Here is a 15,579-nt window from a genome sequence, read left to right as displayed (position 1 = left end):
AGCCTGGCACTGCCCGAACGGGCTGTCGCCCGAGTTGAGGATTCCCTGAGGGTGTCCGCCGACCGGGTGAGCCGCGCCGCCCTGAATCCCATTCCCGACGTCTACTGGGCCGAATCGGCAACTACTCAGTTCCCCTGTTCGTCCTGCACTATGAGGACCAGTGAGGGTGCGCGGGGGTGCCGCGGTACCGGGAGGTGGCGGATGTCCGTTCAACCGTGGGGCGAACCCGGTCCCGGCCACAAGCACGGCCAGGGCCGCCAGCAGGGCTACGGGCATGGCTACGGCCACGGGCAGGGCTACGGCCACCGGCCGGTCGTCGGCTGGCAGCAGGCTCCGTCCCCGCAGGCGCCGTCCCCGCAGGCCGCGATGCGGGCGGGCCACGCGGACCGCGACCGGACGGTCGACGTGCTGAAGGCCGCGTTCGCCGAGGGCCGGCTCTCCGTCGAGGAGTACGAGCAGCGTCACGAGGCCGTGGTCGCGGCGCAGACCTACGGCCAGCTGGCCGCGCTGGTGGCCGACCTGCCGGCCGGCCCGATGGTGACGCCGGCCACGGTCGCCACACCGGTTCCGGCCACATTCCTGCCCGCCCCGCCCCCGCCCCCGCAGGCCCGCCCCACCAACGTGCTGGCGGTGGTGTCCCTGGTGTGCGGCCTGACCGGCTTTCTGGCGCTGCCGGTGCTGCCCGCGGTGATCACCGGCCACATCGCCCGGTCCCAGATCCGTGACCGCAACATGGACGGTGACTGGGCGGCCGTCCTCGGCCTGGTCCTCGGCTACATGGGCACCGCGTTCTGGGCCCTGCTGGTCCTCGCCGGCATCGCCTAGGGTCGGCCGACCGGTGCTGCGGCGTGGTGGCTCTGCGCTTCGTCACGTGGCTCTCCGTCGCTGCGCTCCGGCGGCAGGTGGGTCTCCGTCGCTGCGCTCCGTCGGCGCGTGGGTGGCACACAGCGGACGACTGTGGTAGAGCGGGTGGAGGTGGCCCGACACCGGGCGGTCACGTGCGGGACACCCGCGTGACGCTCGGCCGAAGGCGGCGACCTGCGGCGTTGCATTTGTTTTGACCGAGCCCCATGCGCTAGGTACGCTCTGACCTTGTGCCTGGGGTGTCCCCGGGTCCTTGTGCGTGCATGCACACCGGTCGCCGCGCCGAGCCGGAGCGTCTTACAGCGCCCCGCGCGTAGAGCGCCGTCGCTGTACATCAGCCATGGGATTCCGTGTCGGAAAAGCCCAACACACCCGACCGCGTGGGTCGACCACGGGGTTGTGTGCGAGGGAGACACCGCAGGTTAGTTCCACCAAGCCTTGGCACACAGAAAACGGAGAAACGGTGCCTACGATCCAGCAGCTGGTCCGAAAGGGCCGGCAGGACAAGGTCGAGAAGAACAAGACTCCCGCGCTGAAGGGTTCCCCGCAGCGCCGTGGGGTCTGCACGCGTGTGTACACGACCACCCCGAAGAAGCCGAACTCGGCGCTTCGTAAGGTCGCCCGTGTGCGCCTCACCAGCGGGATCGAGGTCACCGCTTACATTCCGGGCGAGGGCCACAACCTGCAGGAGCACTCCATCGTGCTGGTGCGCGGTGGTCGTGTGAAGGACCTTCCTGGTGTCCGCTACAAGATCATCCGCGGTTCGCTTGACACCCAGGGTGTCAAGAACCGCAAGCAGGCTCGCAGCCGCTACGGCGCCAAGAAGGAGAAGTAAGAATGCCTCGTAAGGGCCCCGCCCCGAAGCGCCCGGTCATCATCGACCCGGTTTACGGCTCCCCGGTCGTCACCCAGCTGGTCAACAAGATCCTGCTGCACGGCAAGCGCTCCACCGCCGAGCGGATCGTCTACGGCGCCCTCGAGGGCGTTCGTGAGAAGACCGGCGCCGACCCGGTCGTCGCGCTGAAGCGCGCGCTGGAGAACGTGAAGCCGGCCCTCGAGGTCAAGTCCCGCCGTGTCGGTGGCGCGACCTACCAGGTTCCGGTCGAGGTCCGCCCGGGCCGCGCCAGCACCCTGGCGCTGCGCTGGATGGTCGGTTACTCCCGCGCCCGTCGCGAGAAGACCATGACCGAGCGTCTGATGAACGAGATCCTCGACGCCAGCAACGGTCTGGGCGCTTCCGTGAAGCGTCGCGAGGACACCCACAAGATGGCCGAGTCCAACAAGGCCTTCGCGCACTACCGCTGGTAGTCCCTACCCCGTCACTAGACAGAGAGAGAACGAGCCACCATGGCTGCAACCTCCCTTGACCTCGCCAAGGTCCGCAACATCGGGATCATGGCGCACATCGACGCGGGCAAGACCACCACCACCGAGCGGATCCTGTTCTACACCGGTGTGTCGTACAAGATCGGTGAGGTCCACGATGGCGCTGCCACCATGGACTGGATGGAGCAGGAGCAGGAGCGCGGCATCACGATCACGTCGGCCGCGACGACCTGTCACTGGACCGTCGACGATGCCGATCACACCATCAACATCATCGACACCCCGGGTCACGTCGACTTCACCGTCGAGGTGGAGCGTTCGCTGCGCGTCCTCGACGGTGCCGTGACGGTGTTCGACGGTGTTGCCGGTGTCGAGCCCCAGTCCGAGACCGTGTGGCGGCAGGCTGACCGCTACGGCGTTCCGCGCATCTGCTTCATCAACAAGCTGGACCGCACGGGCGCGAACTTCTTCTTCTGCGTCAAGACCATCGTGGACCGCCTCGGCGCGACCCCGCTGGTCATGCAGCTCCCGATCGGTGCCGAGTCGGACTTCCAGGGCGTTGTCGACCTGGTCCGCATGAAGGCGCTGGTCTGGTCCGCCGAGGCCGCCAAGGGCGAGATGTACGACGTCGTCGACATCCCGGCCGACCTGGTGGACCAGGCGAACGAGTACCGCGAGATGCTCCTGGACGAGGTGTCGAACGTCAGCGATGACGTGATGATGCTCGCCATGGAGGGCGAGGACGTCCCCGAGGAGCTCCTCTACGAGGCGATCCGCAAGGGCACCCTCGAGTCGGCCTTCACGCCGATCTTCTGTGGCACCGCGTTCAAGAACAAGGGTGTTCAGCCCCTGCTCGACGCCGTCGTCAAGTACCTGCCGTCGCCGCTGGACATCGAGTCCATCGAGGGCACGAAGCCGAACGACCCGGAGACCAAGATCTCCCGCAAGGCTTCGGACGACGAGCCGCTGGCCGCGCTGGCGTTCAAGATCATGTCCGACCCGCACCTGGGCAAGCTCACCTTCGTCCGGATCTACTCCGGCCGCCTGGAGTCCGGCACCTCGGTGCTGAACGCCGTGAAGGGCAAGAAGGAGCGCATCGGCAAGATCTACCGCATGCACGCCAACAAGCGTGAGGAGATCGAGTCGGTGGGCGCCGGCGACATCGTCGCCGTCATGGGCCTGAAGCAGACCACCACCGGTGAGACGCTGGCCGACGAGAAGAACCCGGTCATCCTGGAGTCCATGGACTTCCCGGCCCCGGTTATCCGCGTCGCCATCGAGCCCAAGTCCAAGGGTGACCAGGAGAAGCTGGGTGTTGCCATCCAGCGTCTCGCCGAGGAGGACCCGTCCTTCCAGGTCAACACGGACGAGGAGACCGGCCAGACCATCATCGCGGGTATGGGCGAGCTGCACCTCGAGGTGCTGGTCGACCGTATGAAGCGTGAGTTCAAGGTCGAGGCCAACGTCGGCAAGCCGCAGGTCGCGTACCGCGAGACGATCCGTGCGGCCGTCGAGCGCATCGACTACACCCACAAGAAGCAGACCGGTGGTTCCGGTCAGTTCGCCAAGGTGCAGATCGCGATCGAGCCGCTCGAGAAGGCCGAGGGCTACGAGTTCGTCAACATGGTCACCGGTGGCCGCGTCCCGCGGGAGTACATCCCGTCGGTCGACGCCGGTTGCCAGGAGGCCATGGAGTTCGGTGTTCTCGCCGGCTACCCGCTGCAGGGTGTCCGCGTGAAGCTGCTCGACGGTCAGTCGCACGACGTCGACTCCTCCGAGCTGGCGTTCAAGATCGCCGGTTCGATGGCCTTCAAGGAAGGCGCGAGGAAGGCCAAGCCGGTCATCCTCGAGCCGATGATGGCCGTCGAGGTCACCACGCCCGAGGACTACATGGGCGACGTGATCGGTGACATCAACTCTCGCCGTGGCCAGATCCGGTCCATGGACGAGCGTCACGGTGCCCGCGTCGTCTCGGCGCTGGTGCCCCTCTCCGAGATGTTCGGCTACGTCGGTGACCTGCGCAGCAAGACCTCTGGTCGCGCGAGCTACTCGATGCAGTTCGACTCGTACGCCGAGGTCCCCAAGGCCGTGGCTGAGGAGATCATCGCCAAGTCCAAGGGTGAGTGACATCCCGATATTCGGGATGATTCCGACCCCTTAGGCTATTAGGAGGCGACCCGGGAGGATCCGGACGGATTCTCCCGGGGCCTCCGGCCCCCACCCCGCGGGACGGCGCGCGGTGCCTACGGCACCCGGGCCCAATCCCGACCAAGACCAACTGACGTCAGCACGGCGTACAGAACTGTCCTCAGGAGGACTGCAGTGGCGAAGGCGAAGTTCGAGCGGACGAAGCCCCACGTCAACATCGGCACCATCGGTCACATTGACCACGGTAAGACGACCCTTACCGCGGCCATCACCAAGGTGCTGCACGACGCGTACCCGGAGATCAACCCCTTCACGCCGTTCGACCAGATCGACAAGGCGCCGGAGGAGCGGCAGCGCGGTATCACCATCTCGATCGCGCACGTCGAGTACCAGACCGAGGCGCGTCACTACGCCCACGTCGACTGCCCGGGTCACGCGGACTACATCAAGAACATGATCACCGGTGCGGCCCAGATGGACGGTGCGATCCTCGTCGTCGCCGCCACCGACGGCCCGATGCCGCAGACCAAGGAGCACGTCCTCCTGGCCCGCCAGGTCGGCGTCCCCTACATCGTCGTCGCCCTGAACAAGGCCGACATGGTGGACGACGAGGAGATCCTGGAGCTCGTCGAGCTCGAGGTCCGTGAGCTCCTTTCCGAGTACGAGTTCCCGGGCGACGACCTGCCGGTCGTCCGCGTCTCCGCGCTGAAGGCGCTGGAGGGCGACAAGGAGTGGGGCGAGAAGCTCCTCGGCCTGATGCACGCCGTCGACGAGAGCATCCCGACCCCGGCCCGCGCCGTGGACCAGCCGTTCCTGATGCCGATCGAGGACGTCTTCACGATCACCGGTCGTGGCACCGTCGTCACCGGTCGTATCGAGCGTGGCATCCTCAAGGTCAACGAGACTGTCGACATCATCGGCATCAAGGAGACCAAGACCACCACCACGGTCACCGGCATCGAGATGTTCCGCAAGCTGCTCGACGAGGGCCAGGCCGGTGAGAACGTCGGTCTGCTGCTCCGTGGCATCAAGCGCGAGGATGTCGAGCGCGGCCAGGTCATCATCAAGCCGGGTTCGGTCACGCCGCACACCGACTTCGAGGCCCAGTCCTACATCCTGTCGAAGGACGAGGGTGGCCGTCACACCCCCTTCTTCAACAACTACCGCCCGCAGTTCTACTTCCGTACCACGGACGTGACCGGCGTCGTGACCCTCCCCGAGGGCACCGAGATGGTCATGCCGGGCGACAACACCGCCATGACGGTCGCGCTGATCCAGCCGATCGCCATGGAGGAGGGCCTGAAGTTCGCCATCCGCGAGGGTGGCCGCACCGTCGGCGCCGGCCAGGTCACCAAGATCATCAAGTAATTGATGCTCTGACCTGCCTGCCTCGTACAGGCTGAGTCTGCCGAAGGGCCCCGCGCACCGCACGGTGCGCGGGGCCCTTCGACGTTTCACGGGCACCTCACCGGAGCGCGCCTCCTTTCACCGGCCGCTCATCGCAGACTGTTATGGTCGGGCCACAAACCAGCCCCGCCGTCGCGGAAAGTGGGACCAACGCATGTCTACGGCACCGCTGTTGTCGGTCGTGATGCCGATCTACAACGAGCAGGAGGCGCTCCCGCTGACCGTCGAGCGGCTGCGGCCGATCCTCGACGGGCTCGACGTGGCCTACGAGGTGGTCGGGGTCGACGACGGCAGCACCGACGCGACACCGGTGCTGATGCAGAAGATCCGCCAGGACTGGCCGGAGTTCCGCATCGTCCGCTTCGCCCGCAACTCCGGGCACCAGGCCGCCCTCACCGCCGGCATCCACCGCGCCTTCGGCGACTACGTCGTCTCCATCGACGCCGACCTGCAGGACCCGCCGGAGAAGATCCCCGAGATGCTGGAGCTCGCCCGCGAGCAGGGCCTCGACATCGTCTACGGCGTCCGCGGCGACCGCGGCACCGACACCTTCTTCAAGCGGCACACCGCGGGGGCCTACTACTGGCTGATGCGCAAGCTGGTCGGCAAGCGGATGCCCACCCAGGCCGGCGACTACCGGCTGCTCAGCCGGGCCGCGGTGAACGCGCTGAAGGCGATGCCCGAACACCAGCCGGTCTACCGGCTGCTGGTGCCGTGGCTGGGCTTCCCCAGCGGCGAGGTGGTCTACGTACGCGAGGAGCGGGTCGCGGGCAGCACCCACTACCCGCTGTCCAAGATGGTCCGGCTGGCGCTGGACAGCGTCACCAACTTCTCGGCGTCCCCGCTGCGGCTGGCCACCTGGCTCGGGCTGTTCAGCTTCCTGGTCTGCATCGCGCTGGCGCTCTACACCACGGTCGCGTACGCGGTCGGCTCCACCGTGCCCGGCTGGTCCTCGCTCTTCATAGGGATGCTGTTCATCGGCGCCGTCCAGCTGGTCTGCGTCGGACTGCTCGGCGAGTACGTCGGCCGGATCTACTCGGCGGTCCAGGCACGGCCCGCCTACTTCGTCGGCTACGACTCGGCCGAGGAGCCGGAGCGGTACGGTACGGGCGAGTGAACGAGATCCTCTCCGCGAACCGCGACGGACACGACGAACACGGCGGACACGGCGGGCACGAGCACCGGGACGAGCCCGACGCAAAAACCGCCGGACCGCGATCGGTCCGGCGGCAGCTGCCTTCCTTCCTGGTCATCGGGGTGCTGAGCACCCTCTTCTACCTGGCGCTGTTCGTCGCCCTGCGCCCGGTCACCTCGTCGCAGGTGGCCAACCTGGTCGCGCTGGCCGTCAGCGCGGTGGCCAACACCGCGGCCAACCGCCGCTTCACCTTCGGCATCACCGGCTCGGACGGCGCGGTGCGCCACCAGCTCCAGGGCGCGGTCGCGTTCCTGATCGGACTCGGCCTCAGCAGCGGTGCCCTGGCGCTGCTCGGCGTGGCGGTGCCGCACGCGTCCCGCGTGGTGGAGGTGACCGGGCTCGTGGTGGCGAACGGTCTCGCCACCGTGGCCCGGTTCGTCCTCCTCAAACTGTGGGTCTTCAGGAAGCGCTGACCGCGGCCGGCCGCTCCTCCGGGGCGGCCCCGGCCCGGCGGCCGGTGCTGGTCCACGCCCAGATCCCGAGCACCACGCAGCCGGCCGCGGCGGTCAGCAGCGCGGTGGCCGAGCCCGCCGGCGGGTGCCAGGTGCCGGCCAGCGGGTTGAGCGGCGTGTAGTCCACGGCGGTGCCGATGCCGGCCTGCCAGCGGATCATGGTGTACCCCAGGAAGGCCAGCTGCAGTGGCAGCACCACCAGCGCGACCGTGCGGACCAGCGAGGCCGACCGGGCTCCTTCGAGGACGCCGCGCCGTCCGAGGACGAAGGCCGCGAGCAGCGGGACCCCGACGGCGACGGGCAGCAGGTACCGGCCCTGGCCGACGAAGCCGACCTTGTGCGCCGAGATCGCGTCCGAGAGCGTGATCACCGCGAACGGGGCCAGGAAGAACGCGAGCACCCGCCAGCGGTCGCTCCACGCGCCGAAGGCGAGCGCGGGCAGCACCAGGCAGCCGATGGCCAGGTACCAGAGGTAGTAGGCGGTGCCGGGCAGGTGCGTGTCGAGCCAGGACGGGACGCCGATCACTTCGGTGAAGTAGTCGGGCCAGCGCACGACCACCTCGTGCCGGATCGCCTTGGGCACCGTGATGCCGGGCGGCACCTGGACGGGCATCAGCTCCGAGGCCTTCATGACCACGGTCCACAGCGCCCCCGCGGCGCCGGTGGCGAACAGCGTGCCGGCCGCCCACCAGGCCGGCCGGAAGCGCAGCAGCTGCTTCAGCCGTTCCCGTTTGGCCGGGATCAGCATGATCCCGAGGACCGCCGCGCACCAGAGCGGCCCGAGCGCGCGGACCGTCATGAGCACCGAGCCGGCGATCCCGATCTGCACCATGGCCGCGCGGCGCAGCGGCTGGTCCGGGTCCAGCATGGTCGGGATGAGGGCCGCGACCAGGGCCACGCCGGCCGCGATCTCGATGCCGTTGGGGTTGATCGAGCCCGCGAGGTGCGCGGTGATCGGGGTGACCGCGACCAGCAGCCCGGCCGCCGCGATCCGGTGCCTGGTCCAGGCGACGAGGCTGTGCGCGGCGCAGGCGAGCAGCGCCGAGACCAGGCCCGCGCTGATCAGCCGGGCCAGGGTGAGGCCCAGCCAGTTCGGCCAGAGGGCCATCGGCCAGCCGACGAGCGCGTAGTAGACGGGGTTGTACCGGCCGGCCCTGGTGGCCACCCGCTCGATCTGCTGGTCCGCACCGCCGGGCGCCTTGGCGCAGGCCGCCGACTTGGTGGGGTCGAACCACCAGCAGTTGTCCCGGACGATCGAGGCCGGCACGTGCTGGAAGGCGCCGATGCCGCCGCCGGCCGCCTCGGGCTTGGGCGCGAACTCGCCCCGGGCCACCCCGACCGCGCGGATGATGTGCTCCCGCTCGTCCGGGCTCGCGTCGTACGGCGAGGCGAGGGCCCAGCCCGCGCAGACCAGGAAGAACCCGATGAACGCGGTCCACCAGGTCCGCCGGAACAGCAGGCGGCCCGGACGGCTGGAGCTGTCGCCGGATCTGCTCGCGGCGGGCGAGGGAGGAGAGGTCACGGCGGGGGAGTATGAGGACACGCGACCAAGATAACGGGTGGCCGAATTCGCCTGGCCCGGGCGGCTGTGTGGCCGCCGGGCGTTGCACTTACGATTCCCCCGTGACTCAACTGGAATCGCCCTCCGAAGTGTCCGGCTCCACCGTGAAGGGCCGGATCGCCGGACTCCTGGGCCATAGCGCGGTGCGGTTCCTGGCCGCCGGCGTCACCAGCACCACGGTCGACATGGGCCTGCTGTACCTCCTGCACGGGGTGCTCGACCTGCCGCTGGCGCCGTCCACCTTCGTCGCGGTGCTGGCCGGCTTCACCACGAACTTCCTGCTGAACCGGATCTGGGCCTTCGACAGCTCCTCGCCGGTCGGCAAGCAGACCGCCCGCTACCTGGTGATGGCGGGCGGCAACTGGGTCGGCACCGTGCTGCTGGTCGGCGGCCTCGTGAAGCTGGGACTGTTCTACCTGCTGGCCCGCGCCGTCGCGCTGGTGCTGCTCTCGGTGGTGAACTACTTCGGCTACAAGTACTGGGTGTTCCGGGACAAGTGACCGCAAGCGCGAAGGCCCGGCCGGATTCCTCCGGCCGGGCCTTCGCGCGTCCTCGCGGGACCTCGGTCCTGTGGGGACCTCAGTTCTCCGGGGTGCGCAGGCTCTCGGTGAACGCCTTGCAGGTCTCGTACGTCGGCAGCAGGCCGGAGGAGATCGCCTCCGCCAGCGACGGCGCGGCCTCGTCCCGGGCCGACAGCAGCGGCTGCTCGGCCGGCCACTCGATGCCCAGGTCGGGGTCGAGCGGGTGGACCGAGTGCTCGCCGGTCGGGTTGTACGTCTCGGAGCAGAGGTACGACAGCGTGGCGTCGTCGGACAGCGCGCAGAAGCCGTGGCCGAGGCCCTCGGGAATGTAGACCGCGCGGCGCTCCACGTCGTCGAGCCGCACGCCCTCCCAGCGGCCGAAGGTCGGCGAGCCGACCCGCAGGTCCACGATGACGTCGAGGACGGCGCCGCGCACGCAGGTCACGTACTTGGCCTGGCCGGGCGGCACGTCGGCGAAGTGGATGCCGCGCACCACACCGCGCGAGGAGACCGACATGTTGGCCTGGGCCAGCCGCAGCGGGTGGCCGACGACCTCGGCCAGCCGGTCGAAGCGGTACCACTCGGTGAACATGCCGCGCGGGTCGCCGTGCAGCTGAGGGGTGATCTCGACCAGGCCCTCGATGCTCAGTTCACGGAACTTCACCGGGCGTTCTCCTCATCCAGCAGGGCCAGCAGGTACTGTCCGTAACCGCTCTTCAGCAGCGGCTCGGCGAGCTCGCGCAGCTGCTCGGAGCCGATCAGGCCGGCCCGCCAGACGGCCTCCTCGATGCAGCCGATCTTGAAGCCCTGGCGCTCCTCGATGACCCGGACGAACTCCGAGGCCTGCACCATCGAGACGAAGGTGCCGGTGTCCAGCCAGGCGGTGCCGCGATCCAGGATCGTGACGTTCAGCTCACCCTTGCGCAGGTAGGCGTCGTTGACCGCGGTGATCTCCAGCTCGCCGCGCGCGCTGGGCTTCAGGCCGCGGGCGATCTCCACGACCTGGTTGTCGTAGAAGTAGAGGCCGGGGACGGCGTACCGGGACTTGGGCTTCTCGGGCTTCTCCTCGATGGAGATCGCCTGGCCCTGCTCGTCGAACTCGACCACGCCGTACGCGGTCGGGTCGGCCACCGGGTAGGCGAAGACCCGGCCGCCGGGGGAGTCGGTGTGCTCGGCCAGCCGGGTACCGAGGCCGCTGCCGTGGAAGATGTTGTCGCCGAGGATGAGGGCGACCGAGTCGTCGCCGATGAAGTCCGCGCCGAGGACGAAGGCCTGGGCGATGCCCTCGGGCTTCTCCTGGACGGCGTACTCCAGCTTGAGGCCGAGCTGCGAGCCGTCGCCCAGCAGGCGTTCGAACTGCTCGCGGTCGGCCGGGGTGGTGATGATCAGGATCTCGCTGATGCCCGCCATCACCAGGGTGGACAGCGGGTAGTAGATCATCGGCTTGTCGAAGACCGGGAGCAGCTGCTTCGAGACCGCTCGGGTCAGTGGCCACAGGCGCGAGCCGGTCCCGCCGGCCAGGAGGATTCCACGCATGCGAGCAGCTTAAGTGAGAGGCGGGCGGGCCCTGTCCTGGGCCGTTCGAGGGGGCCGATCGGCGACGGTAGACTACGCGCATTATGCGCATCCTCGTGACCGGCGGCGCCGGATTCATCGGTTCGGAGTTCGTCCGTCAGCTTCTCGGAGCGGATGAGAGCGCCCGGATCACCGTCTTTGACAAGCTCACCTACTCGGGCGTCCTGGAGAACCTGGCTCCGGTGGCCGACCACCAGGGCTACACCTTCGTCCAGGGCGACATCTGCGACGCGGACGCCGTCGACCAGGTCATGCCGGGCCACGACGTGGTGGTGCACTTCGCCGCCGAGTCGCACGTGGACCGGTCGATCGCCGGCGCGGGCCCGTTCGTGCTGACCAACGTCGTGGGCACCCAGGTCCTGCTGGACGCCGCCCGCAAGCACGGCGTCGGCCGCTTCGTGCACATCTCCACCGACGAGGTGTACGGCTCGATCAGCGAGGGCTCCTGGACCGAGACCTGGCCGCTGGTGCCGAACTCCCCGTACTCGGCCTCCAAGGCCTCCTCCGACCTGCTGGCGCTGGCCTACCACCGCACCCACGGCATGGATGTCGTGGTGACCCGCTGCTCCAACAACTACGGGCACTACCAGTTCCCGGAGAAGGTCATCCCGCTGTTCACCACCAACCTGATCGACGGCAAGAAGGTGCCGCTGTACGGGAACGGTGGCAACGTCCGCGACTGGCTGCACGTCTCGGACCACTGCCGGGGCATCGAGCTGGTCATGCGCGGCGGTCGCGCGGGTGAGGTCTACAACATCGGCGGCGGCACCGAGGCCACCAACAAGGAGCTGACCGGCCTGCTGCTGGAGGCCGCGGGCGCCGGCTGGGACAGCGTCGAGTACGTCGAGGACCGCAAGGGCCACGACCTGCGCTACTCGATCGACATCAGCAAGATCCGCGAGGAGCTCGGCTACGAGCCGCAGGTCCGCTTCGAGGACGGCCTCGCCGCGACCATCGCCTGGTACCGCGAGAACCGCGCCTGGTGGGAGCCCCTGAAGCAGAAGGCGGCCCTGGCGAAGTGACCGTGAACGCCACCGGCCGGGTGCGCTGGCTGGTCACCGGCGCGGCCGGGATGCTCGGGCAGGACCTGCTGTCGGTGCTGGCCGCCGACCCGACCGCCGAGATCACCGCGCTGCGCCGGGCGGACCTCGACATCACCGACGCCGCGGCCGTGCAGGCCGCCGTCGACGGCCACGACATCGTGGTCAACTGCGCCGCGTGGACGAACGTCGACGGTGCGGAGACCGAGGAGGAGGCCGCCACCGCCGTCAACGGCACCGGCGTGCGCCACCTGGCCGCGGCCTGCGCCAAGACCGGCGCCCGGCTGCTGCACGTCTCCACCGACTACGTCCTGCCGGGCGACGCCACCGAGCCCTGCCCGGAGGACGCCCCGACCACGCCGGTCAACGCGTACGGCCGCAGCAAGCTGGTGGGGGAGCGGGCCGTCGCCGAACTGCTCCCCGAGCACGGCTACGTCGTGCGCACCGCGTGGCTGTACGGCGAGCGCGGCCCGAACTTCGTGGCCACCATGCTCAAGCTGGCCGCCCAGCGGGACACCCTGGACGTGGTCGACGACCAGCACGGCCAGCCGACCTGGTCGTACGCGCTCGCCGGCCGCCTGGTCGAGCTCGGCCGGGCCGCGCTCGCCGGGCAGGCCCCCGCCGGGGTCTACCACGGCACCGCGAGCGGCCGGACCACCTGGTTCGGACTGGCCCGCGAGACCTACGCGCTGAGCGGGCTCGACCCGGAGCGGATCCGCCCCACCACCTCGGAGGCGTTCGTCCGCCCGGCCGTCCGCCCCGCCTTCAGCGTGCTCGGCCACGACCGCTGGGCCGCCGCCGGACTGGCACCGCTGCCCGAGTGGCGGGCGATGCTGGCCGAGGCCCTGGAGCGTCCGGCCTTCCGGGCGCTGCGCACCGCGGCGGAGCGGTGAGCGGCGTGCTCGGCCGGCTGACGCGCGCGCTGCCGCCGGGACTGCTGGCGGTCGGCGTCGGGACGGTCACCCTCGGGGTGGCCTCGTACGCGCACCTCGCGGTGGCCGGGCACGCGCTCGACCGCGACTCGCTCGCCGAGGTCTCCGTCCTGTGGACGATGGCGATGTCCTTCGCGCTCGGGCTGTTCTTCCCGGTCGAGCAGGAGCTGACCCGGGTGATCGCCGCCCGGGCCGCCCGGGGCGAGGGCGCGGCCCCGGTGCTGCGCAAGGCGGCCGTGCTGACCGGCGGGCTGCTGCTGGCGGTGCTCATCGGGCTGGGGGTGTTCTCCCGGCAGCTCGCGGACGTGTTCTTCCACGGCGACCGGAGCCTGGTCGTGGCGCTGGCCGCGGCCTTCGTCGGACCGGCCGCCTGCTACCTGACCCGCGGGGTGCTGGCCGGCCTCGGGCACTTCGGTGCGTACGGCCTCCAGCTCGGGCTGGACGGCGTCCTGCGGATCGTCTTCTCGATCGGCCTGCTGCTGGCGGGCGTGCACTCGGCGCTCGCGTACAGCCTGATCCTGGCCGTCTCCCCGGTGCTGGCCATGCTGGTGAGCCTGCCGAGGACGCTGCGGATCGCGCTGCCCGGGCCGGCCATCGGCTGGCGGGAGCTGTGCAGCGGCCTGGGCATGCTGACCGTCTCGTTCCTGCTGGCGCAGTTCGTCGCCAACGCCGCCGTGCTCAGCATCCAGGTGCTGGCGCCCTCGCAGGCCGTGCTGGTCGGCGCGTTCACCGGCGCGATGGTGCTCAGCCGGGTGCCGCTGTTCGTCTTCGGCGCGCTGCAGGCCTCCCTGATGTCGGGGCTGTCGACGGCCGTGGCGACCGGCGACCGGGCCGGTTTCCGTAAGCTCCTCACCAAGACCTGTGGCATGGTGGCCGCCCTCGGCGTCCTCGGCGGGGTGCCCGCCGTGGTCCTGGGGCCATGGGTGATTCACGTCGCGTTCAACGCGGACCGGCATGCTCTGGGCCCGGCGGACTTCCTCTGGCTCTCGGTGGGCACGCTCGCCTACCTGCTCGCCACGGTCGTCGGCCAGGCGGTCATCGCCCGCGGCCACCACCGCCGGCAGCTCCTCGGATGGGTGCTCGGCACCGTGACGCTGCTACTGGTGACCTGCCTGCCGGGCGCTCCGGCGAGCCGGGTGGAGGCCGCGTACACCGTCGGTCCGCTGGTGGTGCTGGCGGTCATGTTGCTGGCGCTGCGCGGCGACGGTAGCGTGCGCGGCGCCGGTACGGGGTCTTCGCAGGCCGCCGTCTCCGCCGACACGGTCTCCGCGAGCTGATCACGATGTCGTCACCGCTCCCCCCGGCGACGCCCCGCGGTACCGGCATCCCTAGCATGTGCTCCATTCACCCCTATGCCTCACCGACGCGTGAAAGGCGAGATCCATCGTGCAGCTGAGTGTGCTGACTTCGATCACCGGCGTGCTGGTGCTCGTGTGGATTCTGGAGCTGCTGCGCCGCCAGCAGCTCCGGGAGAAGTACGCGGCCCTCTGGCTGGCCATCGGCGTGGTGATCGCCCCGCTGGGCTTCTTCCCACGGCTGCTGGACTCGACCGCGCGGCGCCTCGGGGTGGCCTCCGGGGTCAGCCTCGTGCTGTTCGCCGGCTTCGTGCTGGTCCTGATGGTCTGCGTGCACCTCAGCTGGGAGACCAGCCGGCTGGAGGCCGAGACCCGCACGTTGGCCGAGGATGTCGCGATGATGCGCGCCCACCTCGCCGAGCACCACGACTTCCCGATTGCCCGCTCGGGCAGCGACGTGAACGACCCCGAGGTGAAGGCATGATCGACGGCAAGCGGGTACTGATCATCCTTCCCGCCTGGAACGAGGCCGAGGGCCTGCCGAAGATCCTCCGCGAGATCCAGCAGAAGCTCCCCGGCGTCGACACCCTGGTCGTCGACGACGGCTCGACGGACAGCACCGCCGCCGTCGCCGCCGCCTACGGCTCCAAGGTCGCGCAGCTGCCGTACAACCTCGGTGTCGGCGGCGCGATGCGCTTCGGCTACCGCTACGCGCACCTGCACGACTACGACGTGGCGATCCAGTGCGACGCGGACGGCCAGCACGACCCGGCCTACGTGCCCGCGCTGCTCGAGAAGCTCCGCAGCGAGGCGGACCTGGTCATCGGCGCCCGCTTCGCCGGCGAGGGCTCGTACCGGGTGCGCGGCCCGCGCTCCTGGGCGATGAAGCTGCTCTCGGTGGTGCTGTCGCGGGTCGCCAAGACCCGGCTCACCGACACCACCTCGGGCTTCAAGGCCTGCAACAAGCCGATGATCGAGTTCTTCTCGCACTGGTACCCGGTCGAGTACCTGGGCGACACCATCGAGAGCATGGTCGGCGCCGCCCGCTGCGGCTTCGTCATCCGCCAGGTCCCGGTCGCGATGCGCGAGCGGACCACCGGCACGCCCTCGGCCTCCCCGATCAAGGCGACGATCTACCTGGCCCGGGCCGGCCTGGTGCTGCTGCTCGCCCTCATCCGCCGGATGCCGGCGAACGTGAAGGCCATCGAGCCCGCCACCCGCGCCGCCGCCCGCCGGCCCGAGCTCATTGGCAAGGTCTAGGTA

The 15,579-nt window shown here is 69.7% G+C and carries 16 protein-coding genes; 13 read left to right on the top strand and 3 right to left on the bottom strand.

Going from position 1 to position 15,579, the window contains the following annotated elements; translation table 11 throughout:
• Positions 1-201: 201 nt before the first annotated feature.
• From ACIBEC_RS23595 to ACIBEC_RS23565, 7 genes are all read left to right on the top strand, one after another.
• On the top strand, positions 202-825 hold the full coding sequence (locus tag ACIBEC_RS23595; protein WP_360494959.1) for a DUF1707 and DUF4190 domain-containing protein: 624 nt from the start codon (positions 202-204) through the stop codon (positions 823-825).
• 502 nt (positions 826-1,327) lie between these two features.
• The gene (gene rpsL, locus ACIBEC_RS23590) at positions 1,328-1,699 is read left to right on the top strand and encodes a 30S ribosomal protein S12 (RefSeq protein ID WP_014144289.1); all 372 of its coding nucleotides are present in this window, start codon (positions 1,328-1,330) and stop codon (positions 1,697-1,699) included.
• 2 nt (positions 1,700-1,701) lie between these two features.
• A complete protein-coding gene (gene rpsG, locus ACIBEC_RS23585; protein ID WP_188306747.1) occupies positions 1,702-2,172 on the top strand; it encodes a 30S ribosomal protein S7 in 471 nt (156 codons plus the stop codon).
• A gap of 39 nt (positions 2,173-2,211) precedes the next feature.
• Positions 2,212-4,317 (top strand): elongation factor G, encoded by a 2,106-nt coding sequence (gene fusA, locus ACIBEC_RS23580; protein WP_360494962.1) that lies wholly within the window; start codon positions 2,212-2,214, stop codon positions 4,315-4,317.
• 195 nt (positions 4,318-4,512) lie between these two features.
• Entirely contained in the window at positions 4,513-5,706 is a 1,194-nt protein-coding gene (tuf, locus tag ACIBEC_RS23575) for an elongation factor Tu (protein ID WP_031063092.1), read from the top strand.
• Positions 5,707-5,899: 193 nt separating this feature from the next.
• Positions 5,900-6,862, top strand: a complete 963-nt coding sequence (locus ACIBEC_RS23570; protein WP_360494965.1) for a glycosyltransferase family 2 protein — start codon at positions 5,900-5,902, stop codon at positions 6,860-6,862.
• Positions 6,859-7,353, top strand: coding sequence for a GtrA family protein (locus ACIBEC_RS23565; RefSeq protein WP_360494968.1), 495 nt, complete (start codon positions 6,859-6,861; stop codon positions 7,351-7,353). The genes ACIBEC_RS23570 and ACIBEC_RS23565 overlap by 4 nt, the downstream gene beginning before the upstream one ends.
• On the opposite strand, the gene ACIBEC_RS23560 is transcribed toward ACIBEC_RS23565, so the two are convergent.
• On the bottom strand, positions 7,340-8,914 hold the full coding sequence (locus ACIBEC_RS23560; RefSeq protein WP_360494971.1) for a DUF2142 domain-containing protein: 1,575 nt from the start codon (positions 8,912-8,914) through the stop codon (positions 7,340-7,342). The two genes, ACIBEC_RS23565 and ACIBEC_RS23560, sit on opposite strands and share 14 nt — an antisense overlap.
• 101 nt (positions 8,915-9,015) lie before the next feature.
• Here ACIBEC_RS23560 and ACIBEC_RS23555 point away from each other — a divergent pair, with 101 nt between their 5' ends.
• The gene (locus ACIBEC_RS23555) at positions 9,016-9,453 is read left to right on the top strand and encodes a GtrA family protein (protein WP_360494974.1); all 438 of its coding nucleotides are present in this window, start codon (positions 9,016-9,018) and stop codon (positions 9,451-9,453) included.
• A 79-nt stretch (positions 9,454-9,532) separates the two neighbouring features.
• Here ACIBEC_RS23555 and rfbC read toward each other — a convergent pair whose 3' ends face one another.
• Both rfbC and rfbA read right to left on the bottom strand, forming a co-directional pair.
• Positions 9,533-10,138 (bottom strand): dTDP-4-dehydrorhamnose 3,5-epimerase, encoded by a 606-nt coding sequence (gene rfbC, locus ACIBEC_RS23550; RefSeq protein ID WP_360494977.1) that lies wholly within the window; start codon positions 10,136-10,138, stop codon positions 9,533-9,535.
• The gene (gene rfbA, locus ACIBEC_RS23545) at positions 10,135-11,010 is read right to left on the bottom strand and encodes a glucose-1-phosphate thymidylyltransferase RfbA (protein ID WP_360494980.1); all 876 of its coding nucleotides are present in this window, start codon (positions 11,008-11,010) and stop codon (positions 10,135-10,137) included. Before rfbA ends, rfbC begins: the two co-directional genes overlap by 4 nt.
• Before the next feature lie 83 nt (positions 11,011-11,093).
• Between rfbA and rfbB the strand changes: the two genes are divergently transcribed.
• The 5 genes from rfbB to ACIBEC_RS23520 all read left to right on the top strand — a co-directional run bounded on the left by rfbB (position 11,094) and on the right by ACIBEC_RS23520 (position 15,576).
• Positions 11,094-12,071 carry a dTDP-glucose 4,6-dehydratase gene (gene rfbB / locus ACIBEC_RS23540; RefSeq protein WP_360494983.1) on the top strand — a complete coding sequence of 326 codons (978 nt, stop codon included), beginning with the start codon at positions 11,094-11,096 and terminating at the stop codon, positions 12,069-12,071.
• The gene (gene rfbD, locus ACIBEC_RS23535) at positions 12,068-12,982 is read left to right on the top strand and encodes a dTDP-4-dehydrorhamnose reductase (RefSeq protein WP_360494986.1); all 915 of its coding nucleotides are present in this window, start codon (positions 12,068-12,070) and stop codon (positions 12,980-12,982) included. The genes rfbB and rfbD overlap by 4 nt, the downstream gene beginning before the upstream one ends.
• Positions 12,979-14,298 (top strand): hypothetical protein, encoded by a 1,320-nt coding sequence (locus tag ACIBEC_RS23530; protein WP_360494989.1) that lies wholly within the window; start codon positions 12,979-12,981, stop codon positions 14,296-14,298. Before rfbD ends, ACIBEC_RS23530 begins: the two co-directional genes overlap by 4 nt.
• 109 nt (positions 14,299-14,407) lie before the next feature.
• A complete protein-coding gene (locus ACIBEC_RS23525) occupies positions 14,408-14,800 on the top strand; it encodes a DUF2304 domain-containing protein (protein WP_360494992.1) in 393 nt (130 codons plus the stop codon).
• Positions 14,797-15,576 carry a glycosyltransferase family 2 protein gene (locus tag ACIBEC_RS23520; RefSeq protein ID WP_360494995.1) on the top strand — a complete coding sequence of 260 codons (780 nt, stop codon included), beginning with the start codon at positions 14,797-14,799 and terminating at the stop codon, positions 15,574-15,576. Before ACIBEC_RS23525 ends, ACIBEC_RS23520 begins: the two co-directional genes overlap by 4 nt.
• The last annotated feature ends 3 nt before the right edge of the window (positions 15,577-15,579 follow it).

Source organism: Kitasatospora sp. NPDC051164, from assembly GCF_044455625.1.
Taxonomy (GTDB): Bacteria; Actinomycetota; Actinomycetes; order Streptomycetales; family Streptomycetaceae; genus Kitasatospora.
The sequence above is the reverse complement of the archived record's forward strand: the minus strand, read 5'-3'. Positions and strand labels throughout refer to the sequence as shown.